At 65.5% G+C, this 20496-nt stretch carries 18 protein-coding genes; 17 read left to right on the plus strand and 1 reads right to left on the minus strand.

What is annotated here, in order from left to right:
• The first annotated feature begins 112 nt into the window (after window positions 1–112).
• From chlG to AC1DZY_RS21215, 6 genes are all read left to right on the plus strand, one after another.
• Window positions 113–1012 carry a chlorophyll synthase ChlG gene (gene chlG / locus AC1DZY_RS21190; protein ID WP_476822130.1) on the plus strand — a complete coding sequence of 300 codons (900 nt, stop codon included), beginning with the start codon at window positions 113–115 and terminating at the stop codon, window positions 1010–1012.
• 164 nt (window positions 1013–1176) lie between these two features.
• Window positions 1177–2574: an alpha/beta hydrolase gene (locus tag AC1DZY_RS21195; RefSeq protein WP_476822131.1), complete on the plus strand. Its 1398-nt coding sequence runs from the start codon at window positions 1177–1179 to the stop codon at window positions 2572–2574.
• Window positions 2575–3059: 485 nt separating this feature from the next.
• On the plus strand, window positions 3060–3893 hold the full coding sequence (locus AC1DZY_RS21200; protein ID WP_476822132.1) for a DUF4399 domain-containing protein: 834 nt from the start codon (window positions 3060–3062) through the stop codon (window positions 3891–3893).
• Window positions 3894–3938: 45 nt separating this feature from the next.
• Window positions 3939–5045, plus strand: a complete 1107-nt coding sequence (locus AC1DZY_RS21205; RefSeq protein WP_476822133.1) for a formylglycine-generating enzyme family protein — start codon at window positions 3939–3941, stop codon at window positions 5043–5045.
• 175 nt (window positions 5046–5220) lie between these two features.
• Window positions 5221–6729: a lyase family protein gene (locus AC1DZY_RS21210; RefSeq protein ID WP_476822134.1), complete on the plus strand. Its 1509-nt coding sequence runs from the start codon at window positions 5221–5223 to the stop codon at window positions 6727–6729.
• 94 nt (window positions 6730–6823) lie between these two features.
• The gene (locus AC1DZY_RS21215; RefSeq protein WP_476822135.1) at window positions 6824–8059 is read left to right on the plus strand and encodes an allantoate amidohydrolase; all 1236 of its coding nucleotides are present in this window, start codon (window positions 6824–6826) and stop codon (window positions 8057–8059) included.
• A 14-nt stretch (window positions 8060–8073) separates the two neighbouring features.
• On the opposite strand, the gene AC1DZY_RS21220 is transcribed toward AC1DZY_RS21215, so the two are convergent.
• The gene (locus AC1DZY_RS21220) at window positions 8074–9393 is read right to left on the minus strand and encodes an MFS transporter (RefSeq protein WP_476822136.1); all 1320 of its coding nucleotides are present in this window, start codon (window positions 9391–9393) and stop codon (window positions 8074–8076) included.
• Between the two features lie 353 nt (window positions 9394–9746).
• On the opposite strand from AC1DZY_RS21220, the gene AC1DZY_RS21225 reads away from it, so the two are divergent.
• The 11 genes from AC1DZY_RS21225 to AC1DZY_RS21275 all read left to right on the plus strand — a co-directional run bounded on the left by AC1DZY_RS21225 (window position 9747) and on the right by AC1DZY_RS21275 (window position 20496).
• Complete coding sequence (locus tag AC1DZY_RS21225; protein ID WP_476822137.1) at window positions 9747–10784, plus strand: ABC transporter ATP-binding protein; 1038 nt, start codon at window positions 9747–9749, stop codon at window positions 10782–10784.
• 56 nt (window positions 10785–10840) lie between these two features.
• A complete protein-coding gene (locus AC1DZY_RS21230; protein WP_476822138.1) occupies window positions 10841–12130 on the plus strand; it encodes an ABC transporter substrate-binding protein in 1290 nt (429 codons plus the stop codon).
• A gap of 19 nt (window positions 12131–12149) precedes the next feature.
• On the plus strand, window positions 12150–13028 hold the full coding sequence (locus AC1DZY_RS21235; protein ID WP_476822139.1) for a carbohydrate ABC transporter permease: 879 nt from the start codon (window positions 12150–12152) through the stop codon (window positions 13026–13028).
• On the plus strand, window positions 13025–13876 hold the full coding sequence (locus tag AC1DZY_RS21240) for a carbohydrate ABC transporter permease (protein WP_476822140.1): 852 nt from the start codon (window positions 13025–13027) through the stop codon (window positions 13874–13876). The genes AC1DZY_RS21235 and AC1DZY_RS21240 overlap by 4 nt, the downstream gene beginning before the upstream one ends.
• Before the next feature lies 1 nt (window position 13877).
• Window positions 13878–14723: an endonuclease/exonuclease/phosphatase family protein gene (locus tag AC1DZY_RS21245; protein WP_476822141.1), complete on the plus strand. Its 846-nt coding sequence runs from the start codon at window positions 13878–13880 to the stop codon at window positions 14721–14723.
• Window positions 14724–14769: 46 nt separating this feature from the next.
• Window positions 14770–15591 carry an inositol monophosphatase family protein gene (locus AC1DZY_RS21250; protein WP_476822142.1) on the plus strand — a complete coding sequence of 274 codons (822 nt, stop codon included), beginning with the start codon at window positions 14770–14772 and terminating at the stop codon, window positions 15589–15591.
• A 259-nt stretch (window positions 15592–15850) separates the two neighbouring features.
• On the plus strand, window positions 15851–16636 hold the full coding sequence (locus AC1DZY_RS21255) for an IclR family transcriptional regulator (RefSeq protein ID WP_476822143.1): 786 nt from the start codon (window positions 15851–15853) through the stop codon (window positions 16634–16636).
• Window positions 16633–17505: an ABC transporter permease gene (locus AC1DZY_RS21260; RefSeq protein WP_476822144.1), complete on the plus strand. Its 873-nt coding sequence runs from the start codon at window positions 16633–16635 to the stop codon at window positions 17503–17505. The genes AC1DZY_RS21255 and AC1DZY_RS21260 overlap by 4 nt, the downstream gene beginning before the upstream one ends.
• Before the next feature lie 7 nt (window positions 17506–17512).
• Window positions 17513–18325, plus strand: a complete 813-nt coding sequence (locus AC1DZY_RS21265; RefSeq protein ID WP_476822145.1) for an ABC transporter permease — start codon at window positions 17513–17515, stop codon at window positions 18323–18325.
• A 27-nt stretch (window positions 18326–18352) separates the two neighbouring features.
• On the plus strand, window positions 18353–19423 hold the full coding sequence (locus AC1DZY_RS21270) for an ABC transporter substrate-binding protein (protein ID WP_476822146.1): 1071 nt from the start codon (window positions 18353–18355) through the stop codon (window positions 19421–19423).
• Complete coding sequence (locus AC1DZY_RS21275; protein ID WP_476822147.1) at window positions 19420–20496, plus strand: ABC transporter ATP-binding protein; 1077 nt, start codon at window positions 19420–19422, stop codon at window positions 20494–20496. The genes AC1DZY_RS21270 and AC1DZY_RS21275 overlap by 4 nt, the downstream gene beginning before the upstream one ends.

Here is a 20496-nt window from a genome sequence, read left to right on the forward strand (position 1 = left end):
TCCGTCCGCAATGGCAGGCAACCGGCAGCCGTTCCGGCCCGGTACGTCATCGAGCTTGCGGCCAGGCGCGTCGCTTGACGAACCTGACCTCGCGATTGCAGCCGAGCATCCCATGCCACCGCGCAACAGCGCCTATCCCGCACCCGCCGCCGTTCTGGAACTGCTCAAGCCGATCACCTGGTTTCCGCCGATGTGGGCGTTTGCCTGCGGCGTCTTATCCTCCAATGTTTCGATCTCCGCGAATTGGTTCGTCGCCCTGCTCGGAGTGCTTCTCGCCGGGCCGCTGGTCTGTGCCATGAGCCAGGCGATCAACGACTGGTACGACCGCGATGTCGATGCCATCAACGAGCCGCATCGGCCCATCCCGTCTGGCCGGATTCCCGGCCGCTGGGGTCTCTATATCGCGATCCTGTGGGCGGGCCTGTCGCTGGCGGTCGCGAGCCTTCTGGGCTCCTGGGTTCTGATTTCGACCTGCATCGGTCTGTTCCTGGCCTGGGCCTACAGCGCGCCTCCGCTTCGTTTGAAACGCAATGGCTGGCTCGGCAACGCTGCCTGCGGGTTCTCCTATGAGGGGCTTGCCTGGATCACGGGTACGGCGGCCATGCTTGGCGGCGCGCTGCCGCCCTGGCCGATCCTGATGCTGGCCGCCCTCTATAGCCTCGGCGCGCATGGCATCATGACCCTGAACGACTTCAAGTCGATCAGGGGAGATGCCCAGATGGGCATCAATTCGTTGCCGGTCGAACTGGGTGCCGAAGGGGCCGCGAGGGTCGCCTGCGCCACCATGGCCGGTCCCCAGCTCGTCGTGGTGACGCTGCTGCTGCAGTGGCAACAGCCGGTTCAGGCGGTGGTCGTTGCCGTTTTCCTCCTCGTGCAGATCATCATGATGGCGCGCTTTCTGAAGGATCCGATCAGAAAGGCACGCTGGTATAGCGGCTTTGGCGTGCCGCTTTTCGTCTTCGGCATGATGGCGAGCGCGTTCGCGGTTCGCGGTTTGCCGGCGGTCGGCTAGGCTGTGGGCGTGAGCGCGCAAGCGGCATGATCCGGTCCGCTGCAGGGTGGCTCCGGTTTTTTCTGGGGTGTGGCGCGGTCCTCGCCATTGGCGTCGCCCTGTCGAATCTCTGGTCTGCCGACCGCGGGATCACCATCGAGACGATGAGTGCGGACGGCACGCCGATGACCGTCTTCCGCCCTGTCCAGGGCGGCGCTGCACCGGTTGTGCTGATCGCTCACGGTTTCGCGGGTTCGCAGCAACTCATGCAGCCCTTCGCCGTCACGCTGGCGCGCAACGGCTATACTGCGGTTACCTTCGATTTCGCGGGCCATGGCCGCAACCCCAGGCCGTTGTCGGGGAGCATCGCCAACGCAGATGGCGCGACGCGGACGCTCGTCGACGAGATGGCACGCGTCGCGGACCGCGCGCGGCCTCTCGGCGATGGACGCCTGGCGGTTCTGGGGCATTCCATGGCCACGGACATCATCGTGCGCTTCGCCCAGGGCCGGCCGGATGTGGCCGCGACCGTGGCGGTTTCGATGTTTTCGCCGGCGGTGACCAAGACCTCACCGCGCAACCTCCTCGTCATCGCAGGCGACTGGGAGGGAGCCCTCAAGCGCGAGGCGCTCCGTGTCGTCGGCCTTGTCTCGGCGCCTGCCGTGCCCGAGCCTGGCGTCACCTATGGCGACGTGGCTTCAGGCGGTGGCAGGCGCGCCGCCTTCAGCCCTTATGCCGAGCATGTCGGCGTGCTCTACAACCAAACCAGCCTGCGAGAGGCGCTCGTCTGGCTTGACACGTCCTTCGGCCGGCCCGTGGATCCTGCTCCCTATCTCGACGCCAGAGGGCGATGGATCCTGCTCCTGCTTCTGGGCGTCGTCCTGCTCGCCTATCCCCTCGCAAGTCTGCTGCCGATCGTATCGCGACCATCTGCCGGCGCCGGGCTCGGCTGGCGTCGTATCGTGCTGCCGCTCCTCCTGCCCGCGATCCTGACTCCGGTCCTGCTGCGGTTCCTGCCGACCGATTTTCTTCCCGTCATCGTGGGTGACTATCTCGCGGTTCATTTCGCGACCTATGGCGTGGTGACGGCAGGCTGCATCGTGTGGGTCCAGCGCGGACGCGGCCTGCCCTTACCGACGATGTCCGTGGTTCGACTGGCGGCAGGCGCGGCGGCGATGATCGGCTTCAGCCTTGTCTGCATCATCTGGCCGATCAATGCCTATGTGACGTCATTCGTGCCTGGCGGGCATCGCTTTGTCCTGTTCCTCGCGACGCTGGCAGGCACACTCTGCTTTTTCCTAAGCGACGAATGGCTGACGCGTGGAGCCGAAACGGCCACCGGGGCCTTCGTTACATCGAAACTGCTCTTCCTGCTGTCGCTGGCCTTGGCGGTTGTCCTCGATTTCCAGCGGTTGTTCTTTCTGCTGATCATCGTTCCGGTGATCGTGCTGTTCTTTCTCGTCTACGGGCTGTTCAGCACCTGGGCCTTCCGACGATCCGGCCATCCCTTCGTGGCGGGAATTTCAAACGCCGTCGTTTTCGCCTGGGCGATCGCCGCCACCTTCCCTCTCCTGGCCCGATGACCTCGGTCACGACATCGCGGAGCCGGGGCCACGCTCACCCCACGGTCCTTGATCAGGCGAACCGCCTCGATCTTGAACTCACGCCCAAACGTCCCTCGCTGCATATGCCACCTCCGGCTTCATGAAACACCCAATCGCGGTGTCCACGAAACCGGAAGCAGGCCAAAGCTCGGGAAATGAATCTGGAAAAGCTACGCTCCGCATTCGCCGCGGGTGGATAACCTTCGCCAGGGCCGGTGGGCGCGATCGCGTCTGTTTCGGGAAACCGGAAGGAACTGGTGAGCCGGGACATGGTAGAGTTCGGCTGAGCTGGCTGCGGGCGCATGGAAGCCGGACCGGCGAGTGCGCATGACGCAACTGCTCCCGCCTGAATGCTGACTGTGCCTGGTCCAGCGATTTGCTTCGATATCGCTGGAGCGGAAATTTTGCCTTCCCGGGGTCGCTTTGCTACTGCTGTGATGAAGTGATCGCGAAGGAACTGAGTCATGCTGGATCCATTCGCCTTTAGGGCTTTGGCAGCTTGTTCGACGCTGCTCCTGACGCTGACATCTGCTCAAGCGCAGACACCCCGCACGCCTATCAGGCCCGACGCCGTCGTCTATTTCACGGATCTGAAGGATGGCTCTGTCATTCCGCCGAAGGTCACGATCAAGTTCGGCTCATCCAATTTCGAAGTTGTTCCGGCGGCGGTCGCGAAAGCCAATTCCGGGCATCATCATCTCCTGATCGACAGCCCGGTGCCGGCGCTGGGCGAGCCGATCCCGAGTGATCCCGGCCATCTTCACTTTGGGCGCGGCCAGACGGAAGCCGAGCTTGTTCTCACTCCAGGCCCACATACGCTGCAACTGCTGCTCGGCGACCATGATCACGTGCCGCATAGTCCTCCCGTCATGTCCCCGGTGATCCGTGTCATGGTTTCCGACAAGGCCACCGCGCCTGGGCGTACGGCGTCGCTGCCCGCTTCCGAAGTCTATTTTATCGGCCTTCCCAACGGCTCGGTTGTTCCGCCAAATCTCACGGTCCGATTTGGACTGCGCAACATGGGGGTCGCTCCGGCAGGCGTCGTCAAGGCTGGCACCGGGCATCACCATCTCATCATCGACCAGCCCGCACCGCCCGTTGGGGAACCTATCGCCAGCGATCCAAACCACCTCCATTTCGGTCTTGGGCAGACCGAGAAGGCAATTACGCTTACGCCGGGCCGGCACACGCTACAGCTCGTCCTGGGCGATCATGACCACATCCCGCATGATCCCCCGGTCATGTCGCAGCGAATCGAGGTAACTGTCATCAGGCCGCATAAGCGGCGGCGGCGGTAAAAGCCTTGCCCTGCTTCCTGGTCATTTCGCGGAAGATGGCAGCCCATGGCCGCTGAACTGAAATCCAGCCATGGCTGCGTATATGCGTGTCTGATGCCCGCAAGCAGCACGGTTGCCGTCGCGCTCAGCATCATTTGCTGGCTGTTGCCGGGTTCCGCTTTCGCCGGACCATCGGCGCCGAGGCCGCCCGACAGGATTCTTCTGGCGCAAGCCGCCCCGCCCCCACAGGCAAGCAGCGTCGAAATCAGCTACTGGAATTCGATCAAGGACAAAACCGACCCCGGCGACTTTCGTGTCTATCTCGATGTTTGGCCAACCGGGCTCTATGCTGCGGAAGCGCGCGCCCGGATCGAGCGCTTGAGTGGCAGGGCGGCCACGCCTTCAGCGCCGCCCATTCCCGCAGTGCCGGCCACTCCCGCGGCGCCAGTCGCGCCTGCCAACGCTCCTTTGCAGGATTGCGCGGAGTGTCCGCAGATGATTCCGATAGCAGCGGGCGCTTTCGCGATGGGATCGACGGAACTGTTTACATTCGAGGCGCCGGTCCACAACGTCACCATCAGGAAGCCTTTTTATATGGGCCGTACCGAGGTGACTTACGATGAATGGGACGCGTGCGTCATGGCCAAGGGCTGCGACTTCTCGCCGGACGACCGGGGTGCCGGCCGGGGAAAGCGACCGGTCGGCAACCTGAGTTGGGAGGACACGCAGCAATATGTCGCCTGGCTGTCGAAGAAAACCGGCCAGATCTACCGGCTGCCGTCCGAGGCCGAGTGGGAGTATGCGGCGCGCGCCGGCAGGCCCACGACTTACTCCTGGGGCAAGATGATGGAAAAGGCCCGTGCCAACTGTTCGGGCTGCGATGGGCCGCGCTCGACAGCTGCGATTGCGGTCGCAACCTATCCGCCCAATGATTTCGGCCTGCATGACATGTCGGGAAACCTGGCGGAATGGGTGGAGGATTGCTGGAACGACAGCTACAGGTCCGCACCCGCCAATGGCTCGGCCTGGGTGAAGTCAGGTTGCAAGGAACGCGTCCTGCGCGGCGGTTCTTTCAGCAATGATCCACGCTATGTCCGCTCTGCCTCGCGCTTCAAATATGACTTTGACGTGCGCTTCCAGACCAACGGTTTCCGCGTGGTGCGCGAGCGGTAAGGCTGTTTGGAATGTCGCGGCTGTCCGGTCGGCGATCTGTTCGAGATGGGCGCCAGCAAACCCGAGATCGTGACGGTCGCCGCCACGCAATGCGCTTCCGCGCCAAGTCCCCCAAGCGGCGCGTCTTGGGGCAGTATGCGGCGGAAACCTCGACGCGCTCATGGAGGATTGCAGGATGCCTGCGGGAAAAATGCTTATCGGACTGGCGCTGGCCTGGGGGCTCGCAGTGCCAGCCGCCGCGCAGACGGCGGCCAAACACGACGAATTCTTTTGGATAGGCCAGATCAACAAGGCCAGTGCCGTTATCAACGCCGAGGAAGGGCTGCTCGATGCGACACTTGCTCCGCGCATCGCGGCCGGCCTCGACACGATGCTCAAGGCCGCCGAGAAGCCCGGGGCCAAAAGGCCGACGCTGGTTATCACCTTCGAGCCCGTGCTGATCGAGGCGGCCGGCGTCGAGGCCACCCTGCTGCATGCCGGCCGTTCGAGCCAGGACATGCTCGCCACCGTGCGCGCCGCGATCCTTCGCGACGAGACGCTGAAGCTCGCAACCCAGTTGCGCAAGCTGACCGCGACCATGGTCGCGCTGGCGCAAAAGCATGTCGGGACGATCGTTCCCAACTACACCAATGGCGTCGCCGCCCAGCCCAACAGCTACGGCCATTATCTGCTCGGCCATGTCGCCGGCCTGGAGCGCGACGCACAACGCCTGCGCGAGGCCTTCGCACGGCTGGATCGCTCGCCGATGGGGACGACCGTCCTGAACGGCACGAGCTGGCCGCTGAACCGCGACCGCATGGCGTCCTATCTCGGCTTCCCCGCCAAGGTCGACAACGCCTATGACGCCGCGCAGATCGCGGCCGTGGACATCCCCGTCGAGCTCGGCGCTGTCGTGACCGGCATCGCGCTGCATGCCGGAAGCTTCATCGAGGACGTCATGACCCAGTATGCGCAGCCGCGCCCCTGGATCCTGCTGGCCGAGGGCGACGGCAACACCTATGTCTCCAGCGCGATGCCGCAGAAGCGCAATCCCGGCCTGCTCAACAGCACGCGCAGCCAGGCGTCGAACGTGATCACGCAGGGCATCGGCCGCGTGCTGCAGGCCCATAATCTCCCGCCCGGCATGAGCGACGTGAAGAGCGCGCGCGACAACGCCGCGATGATCGGCGGCGCGGTCGCAATGCTCGACAACTGGAACAAGATATTGACCGCGCTGGTGATCGACCCCGAGCGCGCGCTCGACGAACTCAACAACGACTGGACAGCCTCGCAGGAGGTCGCCGACCTGCTGATGCGCCAGCACAAGCTGCCCTTTCGCGTCGGCCACCACTTCGCGTCGGAGGTCGTCGACTACGCCAAGGCCAACAACATCCGCCCGAGTGATTTTCCCTACTCGGAGGCGCAGCGAATCTACCGGCGCACGCTGACGGAAATGAACGTCGCCGGCGGCGATCTGCCGATCAGCGAGGCCGAGTTCCGCGCCGCGCTCGATCCGGTTGCGATCATCCGCAATCGTCAGACGGGTGGCGGTCCGCAGCCGGCCGAGATGGCGCGGATGCTGGGCGAGGCCGAGCGCACGCTGGCGGAGCAGGAGCGGTGGATCACTGAGCGGCGCAAGCGCATCGACAGCGCTTTGGTGGCGCTCGACCGCGACTTCGCGACGCTGCTCGCGCGGGCCAAATAGCGCGGTCGGCATGCGTCTTGCGATCGGAGCGGGCGTGGCCTGACGGGTGTGCTATCAGCCATGCTCGTGACCCTGCCGCTGATGGAGAACGCGTTTGCCCAGCCTTGCGATCGACGGCGACCGCCTCTGGTCTGATCTGATGACGCTTGCCCGCATCGGCGGGCTGCCGGCCGGCGGGTGCGACCGCCTCGCCTTGACCGATGCCGACGCCGCGGCACGCAACCTCCTGCGGCACTGGTTCGAGGAGGCCGGGCTTGTGGTCTCGGTCGATCCGATCGGCAACATGTTCGGCCGCCGCGAGGGCACGCAGGCCGGTCTGCCGCCGATCATGGTGGGCAGCCATATCGACACGCAGTCTCCTGGCGGGAAATTCGATGGCGTGCTCGGCGTTCTGGCGGGGCTGGAATGCCTGCGGGCGCTCGATCACGCGGACATCCGCACACCTTGTCCGATCGAGGTGGTGAACTGGACCAATGAGGAAGGCGCGCGCTTTGCGCCGGGGCTGATGGGCTCGGCGGTCTTCACCGGCCAGCTTGCGCTGGAAACCGCGCATGGCGCGAAGGATCCGTCGGGCGCAACCGTGGCGCAGGAACTCGCCCGCACCCGCTTTTTAGGCGACGCGCCGATGCGCCGGCCGGTCGAGAGCTATTTCGAGCTGCATATCGAGCAGGGCGACCGGCTCCAGGAGGCGGGACGCACCATCGGCGTCGTCCTGGGCAGTGAGTTCAACTGCTTTGCCGATGTCGAATGCCTTGGCGACAACGCTCATGCGCAGGCGACCCCGATGGCGCAGCGCCGCAATCCGCTGGCGGCGGCGGCCGAACTGATCACCGCCATCGAGCGGATCGGCCATCGCAACGGGCCGGTCGGCTCGGCCGGCGTCGCCTCGCTAAGGCTGTGGCCCAACAACCGGATCAACATTCCCCATCGCGTCGTCTTCACCTATTCCGGCACTCATCCCGAGCGCGAAGGCATGGCCGCGATGCGCCGCGAGATCGCGGATGCGGCCACGGGGATCGCGCAGCGCACCGGCGTCGCGATCAATCTCGAGGCGTCGCCAGACCGGGAAGCTGTGGATTTCGATCCCGGACTCGCCGATCTCGTCGAGACGCTCGCCGGCGAGCAGGGCTTGAGCACCATGCGGCTGCGCTCGCGCGCCGGCCATGATGCGATCCGGATGGCGCCCTATTGCCCGACGCAGATGATCTTCATCCCCTGCAAGGACGGCATCTCCCACAGCGAATTCGAGGATTGCCGCAAGGACGACGCCACGGCGGGCGCCGATGTCCTGCTGAACGCGGTCCATGCGCGGGCAACCGGGGCGCGCTGACCCGCCCCTCCATGTCAGGGTATGGTATCGACGGTGATCGGGCCGGTGTGGCGGCTGCCATCGTCGGCTTCGACTCTGGGCGGCTGGTAGTCTCGCGTTTCCGGCATCATCACGAGATATGCCACAAGCCCGACGCCGGCGATGGCGGCCAGCGTCAGGAAAGCGGCCGAATAGCCGGCCGAGACGATGATGACGCCAGCCAGCGTTGCCGACAGCGCCGCACCAAGCCCCTGCACGGTCGCGACCGCGCCCTGGCTGACATTGAAGCGCCCGGTGCCGCGCGTCAGGTCGGCGACGACGACGGGAAACAGCGCGCCGAAGATGCCGGCTCCGACGCCGTCGAGCGCCTGCACGGCGACGAGCCAGAACGGATTGTCCGAGACGACATAGAGCGCCCCGCGCAGCGCCAGCACGCCGAAAGCGACGAGGAAGAGAGGCTTGCGGCCCCAGTGATCGACCTTTGCGCCGACGATGATCGCCATAGGCACCATCACGCATTGGGCCGCGACGATGCAGATCGCGATCAGCGAGGTCGCCTGCTCCTTGCCGGAGAGCTTGGTCAGGAGCTGCCCGACCGAGGTCAGCATCGCCGCATTCGACAGATGGAAGATCGCGCAAAGCAGGGCAAACAGCATCAGGTGCCGGTTCTGCAGCAGCGCCTTCAGACCAGAGGGTTTTTCGTCTTCATGTTCGGCGTCGTGCTCGAGTCCACGGGCAAGTTCGTCGTCGATCTCCCGGCGCGGCACCATCAGCATCGCGCCGACGCTGAACACCGCCAGCACGGCCATCAGCCAGAACACCACGATCGGGCCGAAGACATAGGCCGTTCCGCCCGCGATCGCGGCGGAGGCCGCATTGCCGAGATGGTTGAAGGCCTCGTTGCGGCCGATCCGTTTCGAGAACATCTTCGGCCCGACGACGCCCAGCGTGATCGCCGCCAGCGCCGGCGGAAAGATCGCTCCGGCGATGCCCGCCATCGATTGCGTTGCGGCGACGACATAAAAATTGCCGGTGAAGGGCAGCACGAGACAGCTCAGCGTCACCGCGACCGCTCCGGCGATGACGATGGCGGGCTTGTTGCCGGAACGGTCGATCAGCGCGCCGGCCGGCGTCTGCGCGATCAGTCCGACGATCCCCGCGATCGTCATGACGACGCCTGTGGTCGCCTCGTTCCAGCCCTGGTCGGGTCCCCTGACCGCGATCAGATAGATCGCGAGATAGGGGCCAAGCCCGTCACGAACGTCGGCGAGGAAGAAGTTGAGCGCATCGAGGCCGCGCAGCGCGCGCGTCGAGGGCTGGCGTCCGATCCCTGTCGGCGAGCGCGTTGTGCTCATTGCTGCCAGAAACTGGCGCGAGCTGCCGTGTTCAGAGCAGGAGGCAGGTTCGCTATGGGCATCGGCATGGTCTGGTGTCCGTCAGGGCGTGTTCAGATCGGCGACCGAACAACATGCGCAGGCCCGTTGTGTTCCAGCGTCGTCACACTCTTGGCGGGAACAGCCGCAGCCCGGCTGAGAAGCCTCTGGATATTTGCCGGCTACGGCTTGGCGCAGGATTGCCGGTCCCGCTGGCCGCGGGCTCTTGTGCCCGGCAAAATTTTCGCGTCTGTTCCCTCCAGCTGGAACCGCGCTGAAGCAGCGCGGCGTCTCCGGCCAAGCGTCGCATTGCCTTTGAAAGAGCCGGTCGGTCTATGGTTTCTGTGGAGCTCAGGGGCGTCTCAAAGGACTGGGGCGGCGCGCCGGCGGTCGATCGGGTCAGCTTCACTGTCGCTCAGGGAAACCTTGTCGCGCTGCTCGGCCCGTCCGGCTGCGGAAAGTCCACGACGCTGCGGCTGATCGCGGGGCTCGAGGACGCCAGCGCCGGCGTGATCACGATCGGCGGCCGCGACGTCACAGCTGAGCCCCCGTCGCGTCGCGGCATTGCGATGGTGTTCCAGAGCTACGCGCTGTTTCCCCATCTCTCCGTCGCCGAGAACATCGCCTTCGGCCTGCGCGTCCGCAAGGTGCCCCGCGCCGAACGCGACGAGCGGCTGGCGCGCGCCGCCGGCATTCTCGGGCTGAGCGGGCTGATGGAGCGCAAACCCTCGCAGCTTTCCGGCGGCCAGCAGCAGCGCGTGGCGCTTGGCCGGGCCATCGTGGCGGAAGCCCCGGTCTGCCTGATGGACGAGCCGCTCTCCAATCTCGATGCGCAGCTCAGGGTCGAGATGCGCCGCGAAATTCGTGAGCTTCAGCAGCGGCTCGGCATCACCATGGTCTATGTCACCCACGATCAGGTCGAGGCCATGACGATGGCCGATCAGGTCGTGCTGATGCGAGACGGCCAGGTCGAGCAGGATGCGGCCCCCGACGAACTCTACGAGAACCCCGCGACAATCTTCGTGGCGCGCTTCGTCGGCACGCCGCCGATGAACGTCGTGCCGCTGGCTGCGGTGCTGAAACAGGGTGGCGAAGGGCTGTCGCCGCCGCCGGGTCGCGATCCGGCGACGCTCGCCGTCGGCATCCGGCCGGAAATGACGGAACTGACGGATCGCGGCATTGCCGCCGATGTCGTGGCAGTCGAATATCTCGGGGCTGACACGCTGGTCGAGACGAAGATCGATGGACATCCGTTCATCGTCAGGCGGCCAGGCAAGGTCCGCGCCTCAGCCGGCGACAAGGTCCACATCGCGCTGTCACAATCGGCATTGCATTGGTTCGATCTCGGTACCGGGCAGAGGCTGGTTCTCTGAGGGATTCGTCAAAAGGTCAGGCGCGCGAAGCCGCCGCAACATGGGAGACGCAGGATATGGACAGGCGTGAATTGCTGGGCGGCGCCGCGGCGCTTGCGGGCTCGCTGACGCTGCCCGGCGCGGCCAGCGCACAGGCGGCCGAAATCTCGTTCTTTTACCCCGTCGCGGTGGGCGGGCCGATCACCAAGCTGATCGACGCCTTCGCAGCCGGTTTCGAGAAGGAGAACCCGACGCTGAAGGTCAAACCGATCTATGCCGGCACCTATCAGGAGACCATCGTTAAGGCGCTGACGGCCCATAAGAGCGGCACGCCGCCGGTCGCCTCGGTGCTGCTCTCGACCGACATGTTCACCCTGATCGACGAGGAGGCGATCGTTCCGTTCGACACCTTCGTCAAGACCGAGGACGACAAGAAGTGGCTCGCGGGCTTCTTCCCCGGCTTCATGGCCAACAGCCAGACCGGCGGCAAAACCTGGGGCATTCCGTTCCAGCGCTCGACCGTGGTGCTCTACTGGAACAAGGAGCTGTTCAAGGAGGCGGGCCTCGATCCCGAGAAGCCGCCGACCACCTGGGCGCAGCAGCTCGAATTCGCGCAGAAGCTGACCAAGCGCGACGCTGCGGGCAACACCACGCAATGGGGCATCCAGATCCCGTCCTCGGGCTTCCCCTATTGGCTGTTCCAGGGTCTCTCGACCCAGGCGGGCGCCACGCTCGCCAACGCCGCTGGCGACAAGACCGACTACGCCAATCCCGGCGTCGTCGAAGGCCTGCAATACTGGATGGACCTCGCCCAGAAGCACAAAGTGCACCCGCCCGGCATCGTCGAATGGGGCACGACTCCGCGCGACTTCTTCGAGCGCAAGGTCGCGATGATGTGGACGACCACCGGCAACCTGACCAATGTTCGCACCAACGCGAAATTCCCCTTCGGCGTCGGCGTGCTGCCGGCCGGCAAGAAGCCCGGCAGCCCGACCGGCGGAGGCAATTTCTATCTCTCGAAGAAGGCCTCGCCCGCAGAGCAGGAAGCCGCCTTCAAGTTCATCCGCTGGATCACGACGCCCGAGCGCGCCGCCCAGTGGAGCGCCGACACCGGCTATGTCGCGGTGACGCCCGCGGCCTATGAGACCGATGCGATGAAGACCTATGTCGCCGGCTTCCCGCAGGCGCTGGTCGCGCGCGACCAGTTGCCGACGGCCGTCGCCGAGCTCTCGACGCATGAGAACCAGCGCGTCACCAAGGCGCTGAACGACGGGCTGCAGGCGGCGCTGACCGGGACCAAGACGGCGCAGGCGGCGATGACGGAGGCGCAGGCCGAGGCCGAGCGCATCCTCAAGGCGTATCGCTGAGCCCGAGAAGACGGCGTCGATGAACAACCGCGCGACCGCGACGCTCCATGGCTGGCTGCTGCTGCTGCCGGCCATGGCTTGCCTTGTGCTGTTCACGCACTGGCCGGCGCTCGCGAGCTTCATCGACAGCTTCTACTCGACACCCAAGGCGCGTCGTCCGGCGCGCTTCGTCGGGCTCGACAATTACGAGCAGATGCTCGCCGACCCGATCTTCTGGAAGGCGATAGCTAACAATCTCTGGTTCGCGCTCGGCACCATCCCCTGTTCGATCGCGCTCGCGCTGCTGATGGCGGTCTGGGTCAACGATAAAATCACCGGGCGCACCTGGGTCCGCATGGCCTATTTCACCCCGACCATCCTGCCGATGATCGCGGTCGCCAATATCTGGCTGTTCTTCTTTACCCCGCAATACGGCCTGCTTGAGCAGATCATCGGCTTCTTCGGCGGGCGCGGCACCAACTGGCTGGGATCGCAGGACACTGCGCTCTACGCGGTCACCATCGTCGCGATCTGGAAGGAAGCCGGTTTCTTCATGATCTTCTACCTCGCGGCGCTGCAGGCAATCTCGCCCAGCCTCGGCGAGGCGGCAGCGATCGAGGGCGCCTCGCGCTGGACCTTCTTCCGCCGCATCCAGTTTCCGCTGCTGATGCCGACGACGCTGTTCGTGCTGATCAACGCGGTGATCAACGCCTTCCGCATGATCGACCATATCTTCGTGATGACGCGCGGCGGACCCGACAATGCGACCACGCTGCTGCTGTTCTACATCTATCAGGTCGGCTTCGGCTTCTGGGACACGACCTATGCGGCCGCGCTGACCTGCGTGCTGCTGGCGCTGCTCGCGCTGGTCGCCTTCGTCCAGTATGGCTGGCTCGAACGCCGGACGCATTATCAATGAGCGGCCCCGCGCCTGCCGCCCGCATCGACCCCTATGCGCCCAAGGGACTGGCGCTGACGCTGGAATCGGCGGGCGCGATCCTGCTCGCGCTGGTCTGGGTCCTGCCGCTGGCCTATGCGGTCTGGGCTGCGATCCATCCGGCCGAATTCACCACGCGCTTCGTGCTGACCGCGCCGCTGACGCTGGAGAATTTCGAGCGCGCCTGGGCGGCGGCGCCCTTCGCGCGCTATTTCCTCAACACCTTCGTGCTGGTCACGATGATCCTGGCCTTCCAGCTCGTGCTCGGGACGCTGGCGGCCTATGCGCTGGCGCGGCAGGATTTCTGGGGCCGCGACCTCGCCTTCGCGCTGATCCTCGCCCAGTTGATGATCATGCCCGACGCGCTGATCGTCGAGAACTACCGCACGCTGGCGCGCGTCAATCTGATCGACACCATCCCCGCGATCGCGCTGCCCTATATCGCCTCGGCTTTTGGCATCTTCCTGTTGCGCCAGACCTTCAAGACGGTGCCCAGGGAGCTCGACGACGCCGCGCGCGTCGAGGGCGCGAGCCCTTTGCAGGTGCTGATGAAGGTCTATGTCCCGCTCGCGAAGCCGACCTATGTCGCCTATGGGCTGGTCTCGGTGAGCTATCACTGGAACAACTTCCTCTGGCCGCTGCTGGTGACCAACTCGGTCGAGTCACGGCCGCTGACGGTGGGTCTCCAAATCTTCTCCTCGACCGATCAGGGCATCGATTGGGCGATCATCTGCGCGGCGACGCTGATGACATCGGCGCCGCTGCTGGTGGCGTTCCTGCTGTTCCAGCGCCAGTTCGTGCAGAGCTTCATGCGCGCCGGAATCAAGTGAAATGATGCGACTGATAACCTGGAACATCCAGTGGGCGCGCGGCATGGACAACCGCGTCGACCCCCGCCGCATCGTCGATCACGCCCGCCGGATGGCGGATTTCGACGTGCTCTGCCTGCAGGAGGTCGCCGATAATTTCCCCGAGCTCGACGGCAATGACGAGACCAACCAGTTCGGGCTCTTCGCCGAACTCCTGCCCGGTTTTGCCGCGATCGAGGGCATCGGCGTCGATGTCGATGACGGCAAGGGCGGACGAAAGCGCTTCGGCAATCTGCTGCTGACGCGCTATCCCGTGGCGCAGGCGCTGCGTCATCTGCTGCCATGGGAGGCCGCGCATACCCGCAATATGCCGCGCATCCTGGTCGAGGCCATGGCCATGACCCCATTGGGGCCGATCCGCCTTATGACGACGCATCTGGAATACTCGTCGCCGACCCTGCGCGCCGCCCAGGTCGAGGGCATCCGCGAGGCCCACCGCATGGCGGTCTCCCGTCACCTGACCCCGCGCGCGGCCGGGCCGCATACCTATACGCTGACGCCGGGTTCTCCGAGCGCGATCCTGACCGGCGATTTCAACATGCGGCCCGACGATGCCGCGCTGGCCCGGCTGATGGCGCCCTTCGACAGCGACGTGCCGCCTCTGCTCGACCTCTGGCCGGCGCTGAAAGGCGACGAGCCGCACCCGCCCTCCGCCTGCCTGTTCGACCAGACCTATGGCGAGCCCGGCTGCCTCGACTATGTGCTGGCGACGCCCGATCTCGCCGCCCGCGCACGCTCCATCGTCTATGACGTGGAGACGCAGGTCTCCGACCATCAGCCGATCCTGGTCGAGTTCGCGCTCGATTGAACGCGGGTGTTCCGATTGCAGGAAGCAGCCCAGCGAGACCGACCGGATGATCTTCACCAGACGCGACCATGACAGGCTGACCGCGATCCTCGTCGAGGCGGCGCGGCGCGAAATCATGCCTCGCTTCCGCAACCTGGCGGCAGGCGACATCCGCCAGAAGCGCACGCCCGACGATCTCGTGACGGAGGCCGACGAGGCGGCCGAGCGCTTCATTTGCACGGAACTCGCACAGGCCTTTCCCGGTGCGGCGCTGATCGGCGAGGAGGCCGTGAGCGCCGATCCCGCGCTGCTCGGCAGGCTGGGCGAGGCGGACCTCGCCTTCGTCATCGACCCGATCGACGGCACGCTGAACTACGCCGCTGACCTCCCGCTTTTCGCCGTCATGGCGGCAGCCATCGTCAAGGGCGAAGTCGTCGCGACCGTGATCCATGATCCGGTCGTCGATGACACGGCGCTTGCCTTGCGCGGGGAGGGGGCCTGGCTCTTGCGCCCGGATGGCGGAAGCCGCGATCTGCGCGTCGCCATGCCCGCCGATCCCGCCGCCATGAGCGGCATGGCGGGTTGGCAATATTTCCCCGAACCGATGCGCTCGCAACTGCCCGGGCGGTTCCCGGCTTTCGTCACGGTTTCGTCGCTGCGCTGCTGCGGGCAGGAGTACCGGCTCGCCGCCGCCGGACATTGCCATTTCCTGCTCTATGGCAGGCTGAACCCCTGGGACCATGCGCCGGGCGTGCTGCTCCATGCCGAGGCCGGAGGTTACGCCCGCATGCTCGACGGCGCGCCTTATCGTCCCGCCGGGCCATCGACCGGGCTTCTATGTGCGCYCGACGAAGCGAGCTGGCATCTGATCAGCGGCATTCTGGCGTAACCTCGTGAAACGCCCGGCACAGGCGCCGGATGCGAAGGCGGGCGGCGTCTGGCCGTAGGCCCGGCGACGGCTCCGGGTCGTCCGGCCCGCGCGTGCGCCGCATTTTGCCTCTCGCAGCAGCGATTGGCCGTCCAATCCTTGGGCAGATGCTGATTCGCCTATCAATGCAGCAATTCGCATTGACGGCCGAAATTTCCGTGCTCATCATAAGGAACCTGGTTCCGATTTATGGAACTCTATGCGAGTTCAATCCCACCGCATGAGCGCACTGACGAACGCGATCGAGATCCTGCGCTGCTTCTCCATGGAGCGGCCAAATCTGTCGTTCGCCGATGTCATGGCCTTGACCGGCAAGCCCAAGAGCTCGACCTCGCGGCTGCTGCGCTCGCTGCGCGATTGCGGGCTGCTGGAGCAGGATCCCCACACCCGGCGCTATCGTCCCGGCCTGCTGACTTTCGAGCTCGGTCGGCTCTATCGCGCCCATGACGATCTGATCGGCATGGCCGAGTGCGAACTGCGCCAGGTCTGCGCCCGCACCGGCCATACCGGCTACATCGCGGTGCTCGACGGCATCGAGCAGATCGTGCTGCGCGTCGTGCCCGGCAGCAACCGCCTGCAGGTGGTCAATCCGCCTGGCCAGCGTGCGCCTGCCATGGCGACATCGAATGGCCGGGCCATGCTGGCGCGCCTTCCGGACGCCGAGATTCGCGCCCGCGTTCCGCCGCGCTTTCCGGCGTTGCCCGGCAATGCGCCCCGAAGCTTCGCCGAACTGATGGCGCGCATCGCCGAGATCAGGCGGACGGGCGATTCCGAGACGGTCGAGGAATCGCTCCAGGGTGTCGGTTCGCAGGGTTTTGCGCTCGCCGGCGCCGAGACCGCCGAACTGGTCGGCATCGCGATCTCCTACTCCGTGCAGGCGACGACGATCGAGGAACGTCAGCGCGTCCGGCAGGAGCTGCGCGCGATGGCTGAAAGGCTGGGCCGCATGACGGGCGATCCCCTGCTCGGTTCCCCACAGGCGCTGCTGACGGGAACAGCGCCATGAGCGCCGCGCGCCAGGCTCCCAACGCCATGGCGCTGTTCATCGCGCCGAGCGCACTGCTCTTTGCCCTGTTCTTCTTCCTGCCGATCGGCCTGATGGCGCTAATGAGCGTGCTGACCGGCAATCCGGTTGTGGCTCCCAACGTCGCCTTCACGATGCGCCACTACGAGCGCATCCTCGATGATTCCTACCATTTCGAGGTGATCTGGACGACGATCCGGATCGGTCTCTGGACCACGGCCGCAGCCCTGCTGATCGGCTATCCGCTGGCCCACTGGATGGCCCGTGTCAGAGGCCGTGGCGCCCATGCCCTGCTGCTGATGGCGGTGCTGGCGCCGATGCTGACGGGCATCGTAGTGCGCACCTTCGCCTGGATGGCGCTGTTGTCCGACAAGGGCGTCATCAACCAGACGCTGGCCGGGCTCGGCCTGACGACGCAGCCGATCCATCTGATGGACAACGAAACCGGCATCATTATCGGGCTCGTCCATATCTACGTGCCGTTCATGGTGCTGACGCTGACCGGCGTGATTGGCCGCATCGACGAGCGGCTGGAACAGGCGGCGGAAAATCTCGGCGCGAGCCCCATCAGGGCGTTCATCGAGGTAACGCTGCCGCTGAGCCTGCCCGGCATTCTCGCCGGCTCGCTGCTCGTCTTCGCGCTGGCGATCAGCGCCTATGTCACCCCGATCCTGATGGGCGGCTTTCAGATCATGACGCTGCCGATCCTGATCTACCAGCAGATTTCGGCGAACTTCAACATCGGCTTCGCAGCGGCGCTCGGCATGATCCTGCTGGCGATCTCGCTTGTCCTCGTCATCGCCTACAACCGCATGCTCGGCCTCGTCTCCGGCCAGCGCGACCTGCAGTGAGGCGGCGATGAGCACCCTCGTCAGACCCAGGCGCAACCCCGGCCGCACGTTCTATCTCGCGGCCAACATCGCGGTGCTGTGTTTCCTGCTCGCACCGATCGCGATCATCTTCGTCTTCGCGCTGAACCCGACGCCCTTCATCCAGTTTCCGCCGGTCGGGGTCTCGCTGCGCTGGTTCGAGAAGTTCTTCGCGTCGCGCGACTTCATGCATGCGCTGGCCCTGAGCCTCGAAGTCGCGGCGATCACCACGGTCTGCGCCACGCTGCTGGGAGCCTCGGCTGCGCTCGCCATCGCGCGCGGCAATCTGCCGGGTGCGCGCGTCATCACCGCGACCATGCTCTCGCCGCTGATGCTGCCGGCGATCCTGACCGGGCTTGCGCTGTTCCAGTCCTATGTCCTGCTCGATGTCGGCCGCCCGCTCTGGGGGTTGGTCGCCGGCCACACGCTGGTGACGATCCCCTATGTCGTGCGCACCACGCTGGCCGTCTTGCATAATTTCGACATGCGGCTCGAGGAGGCAGCTCGCAATCTCGGCGCGAGCCCGGTGCGGACCTTCTTCGAGGTGACGCTGCCTCTGGTGAAGCCCGGCGTGCTGGCCGGCGCGATCTTCGCCTTCATCGTCTCCTTCGACCAGTTCCCGGTCTCGCTTTTCCTGGTCAGCCCCGGCAACGAGACCTTGCCGATCACGCTGTTCAATTATCTGAAATACGACCTCGACGGCACCATCGGCGCGGCCTCCGTGGTCTCGATCCTGCTCGCCTTTCTGGTCGTGCTCGGGCTCGACCGCACCGTCGGCCTGCGCTCCTACGTGAAGCTCTGACACCTCAAACCAACAGGGGATTTGGACATGACAAAGCCTGCGGATACCCCTTCATCGGCGCTGACCCGCCGCCATCTCCTCGCCGCCGGCGCCACGCTCGGCGCGGGCGTGATCGCCTCGCCCCATGTCGCCCGCTCGCAGGAAGCGACGTTGCGCATCACCGGCTGGGGCGGAAAATGGGGGCAGATCATGTCCTCCGAGGTCGGGCCGGCCTTCGAGAAGGAGTTCAAGTGCAAACTCCAGATCGACACCGCCTTTCCCTTCCTGCCGAAACTGCAGGCGAGTTCGCGCTCGGCCCCGATCTATGACGTGCTCCACACCAATTCGAACGAGCAATGGGCCGCCGTCGAAATGGGCATCGTCGAACCCAAGCTCGATACGAAGCTCGTGCCCAATCTGGCGGATGTCTATCCCTACGCCATCAGCGAGAAGATCGTCGGCGTCTCCATCTTCACCAGCGCCATCGGCCTGGGGATGCGCACCGACAAGGGCTATTCCGGCGTCACCTCATGGAAGGAACTCTGGGAGTCCAAATACAACGGCATGCGCGGCGGCTATGTCATCCCGGTCAACAGCCTCGGCCAAGCCTTCCTGATGATGTGCGGCACGCTCTACGGCAAGGGCGAAACCGATCTCGACGCCGCCTATGCGGCGCTGGAAAAGCTGAAGCCGATCAAGCTCGTCGATTTCACCGGCTCGATGGAGAAGCTGTTTCTGTCGGGCGAGATCGGCCTCGGCGTGATCCATGATTCCGGGATCTACCGTTACGACGACGACAAGCAGCCGATCGATTTCGTCACGCCCAGCGAAGGCGTGCTTTCGCTCGAGCAGGTGCTGACGATCACGCCCGGCAGCAAGGTCAAGGAACTGGCCAACGCCTATGTCAACTACATGCTGAGCGCGCCCGTGCAGAAGAAGCTCGCCGAGGCGGTCTGGTATTCGCCGGCCAACAGAACCGTGAAGCTCGACGCCAAATATGACGCCAAGCTGCTGACCACGCCCGAAAAGGTCGCCAAGCTCATCCAGGTCGACTGGAAATGGTACAATGCCCGCAAGGACCAGATCGACGCGCGCGTGAACCGGATCTTCAGGGCGTGAGCGCGGCCATCGGGATCGACCGCGTCAGCAAGGTCTATGATGGCGGCGTCCGCGCCGTCGACGACGTGACGATGGAGATCCGGCAGGGGGAGTTCTTCTCCCTGCTCGGCCCCTCCGGCTGCGGCAAGACCACGACCCTGCGCATGATCGCCGGTTTCGAGACGCCCAGCGAGGGAGCCATCCGGGTCGGCGGCGGCGACGTCACCCATGTCCCCGCGCACAAGCGCGACATGGGCATGGTCTTCCAGAACTATGCGCTGTTCCCGCACCGCACGGTGGCGGAGAACGTCGCTTTCGGCCTGCGCATGCGCGGCCAGGGCAAGGCGGCGATCGCCGACAAGGTCAGGGCGGCGCTCGCCATGGTCGAGCTGACCGGGCTGGAGGAGCGTCGCCCGGGTCAGCTTTCGGGTGGCCAGCAGCAGCGCGTCGCGCTGGCCCGCGCCATCGTCATCGAGCCGCGCGTGCTGCTCTGCGACGAGCCGCTCGGCGCGCTCGACAAGAAGCTGCGCCAGCAGATGCAGTTCGAGCTGAAGCAGCTCCAGAAGACGCTCGGCGTCACCCTGGTCTTCGTGACCCACGATCAGGAGGAGGCGCTGGCAATGTCGGACCGCATCGCCGTGATGAATGGCGGCAAGGTCGAGCAGATCGGCACGCCCGTCGAGATCTACGACCGGCCGGCGACCTGCTTCGTCGCCGACTTCATCGGCGACACCAACCTGTTTTCCGGCGAGCGCAGCGCGCTGGCGGGCGGACCTGTACTCGTTCTCGGCGACGGCCTTGCGATCGAACTGCCGAAGCCGCGGCCCGCCGGATCGGGAGGCTCGCTCTCGGTCGCGCTGCGGCCCGAGAAGATCCGGCTAGGCGCGTCCGGCGATATCGACCGGCCTTGCGCGCTGGGCAGCGTCGAGAGCACCAATTTCCTCGGCGGCTCCGTGCTCTACCGCGTCGAACTCGCGGGCGGGCGCCGCATTCTGGCGCAGCAACCCAACAGCGGCGCCGCCCGGCTGTTTTCGCCCGGCGACGCCGTGGCGCTCGGCTGGGACGCCTCCGACCTCGTCATCCTGAAGGACTGA

The sequence above is a fragment of the Allobosea sp. P2_A10 genome (assembly GCF_056405115.1).

What these genes read in the sequence shown, in the direction of transcription:
- chlG (WP_476822130.1), top strand. Translation starts at nt 113, where the DNA reads ATGCCACCGCGCAACAGCGCCTATCCCGCACCCGCCGCCGTTCTGGAA.
- AC1DZY_RS21245 (WP_476822141.1), top strand. Translation starts at nt 13,878, where the DNA reads ATGATGCGACTGATAACCTGGAACATCCAGTGGGCGCGCGGCATGGAC.
- AC1DZY_RS21265 (WP_476822145.1), top strand. Translation starts at nt 17,513, where the DNA reads ATGAGCACCCTCGTCAGACCCAGGCGCAACCCCGGCCGCACGTTCTAT.
- AC1DZY_RS21235 (WP_476822139.1), top strand. Translation starts at nt 12,150, where the DNA reads ATGAACAACCGCGCGACCGCGACGCTCCATGGCTGGCTGCTGCTGCTG.
- AC1DZY_RS21220 (WP_476822136.1), bottom strand. Translation starts at nt 9,393, where the DNA reads ATGAGCACAACGCGCTCGCCGACAGGGATCGGACGCCAGCCCTCGACG.
- AC1DZY_RS21225 (WP_476822137.1), top strand. Translation starts at nt 9,747, where the DNA reads ATGGTTTCTGTGGAGCTCAGGGGCGTCTCAAAGGACTGGGGCGGCGCG.
- AC1DZY_RS21255 (WP_476822143.1), top strand. Translation starts at nt 15,851, where the DNA reads ATGAGCGCACTGACGAACGCGATCGAGATCCTGCGCTGCTTCTCCATG.
- AC1DZY_RS21240 (WP_476822140.1), top strand. Translation starts at nt 13,025, where the DNA reads ATGAGCGGCCCCGCGCCTGCCGCCCGCATCGACCCCTATGCGCCCAAG.
- AC1DZY_RS21210 (WP_476822134.1), top strand. Translation starts at nt 5,221, where the DNA reads ATGCCTGCGGGAAAAATGCTTATCGGACTGGCGCTGGCCTGGGGGCTC.
- AC1DZY_RS21195 (WP_476822131.1), top strand. Translation starts at nt 1,177, where the DNA reads ATGACCGTCTTCCGCCCTGTCCAGGGCGGCGCTGCACCGGTTGTGCTG.
- AC1DZY_RS21230 (WP_476822138.1), top strand. Translation starts at nt 10,841, where the DNA reads ATGGACAGGCGTGAATTGCTGGGCGGCGCCGCGGCGCTTGCGGGCTCG.
- AC1DZY_RS21260 (WP_476822144.1), top strand. Translation starts at nt 16,633, where the DNA reads ATGAGCGCCGCGCGCCAGGCTCCCAACGCCATGGCGCTGTTCATCGCG.
- AC1DZY_RS21205 (WP_476822133.1), top strand. Translation starts at nt 3,939, where the DNA reads ATGGCCGCTGAACTGAAATCCAGCCATGGCTGCGTATATGCGTGTCTG.
- AC1DZY_RS21200 (WP_476822132.1), top strand. Translation starts at nt 3,060, where the DNA reads ATGCTGGATCCATTCGCCTTTAGGGCTTTGGCAGCTTGTTCGACGCTG.
- AC1DZY_RS21270 (WP_476822146.1), top strand. Translation starts at nt 18,353, where the DNA reads ATGACAAAGCCTGCGGATACCCCTTCATCGGCGCTGACCCGCCGCCAT.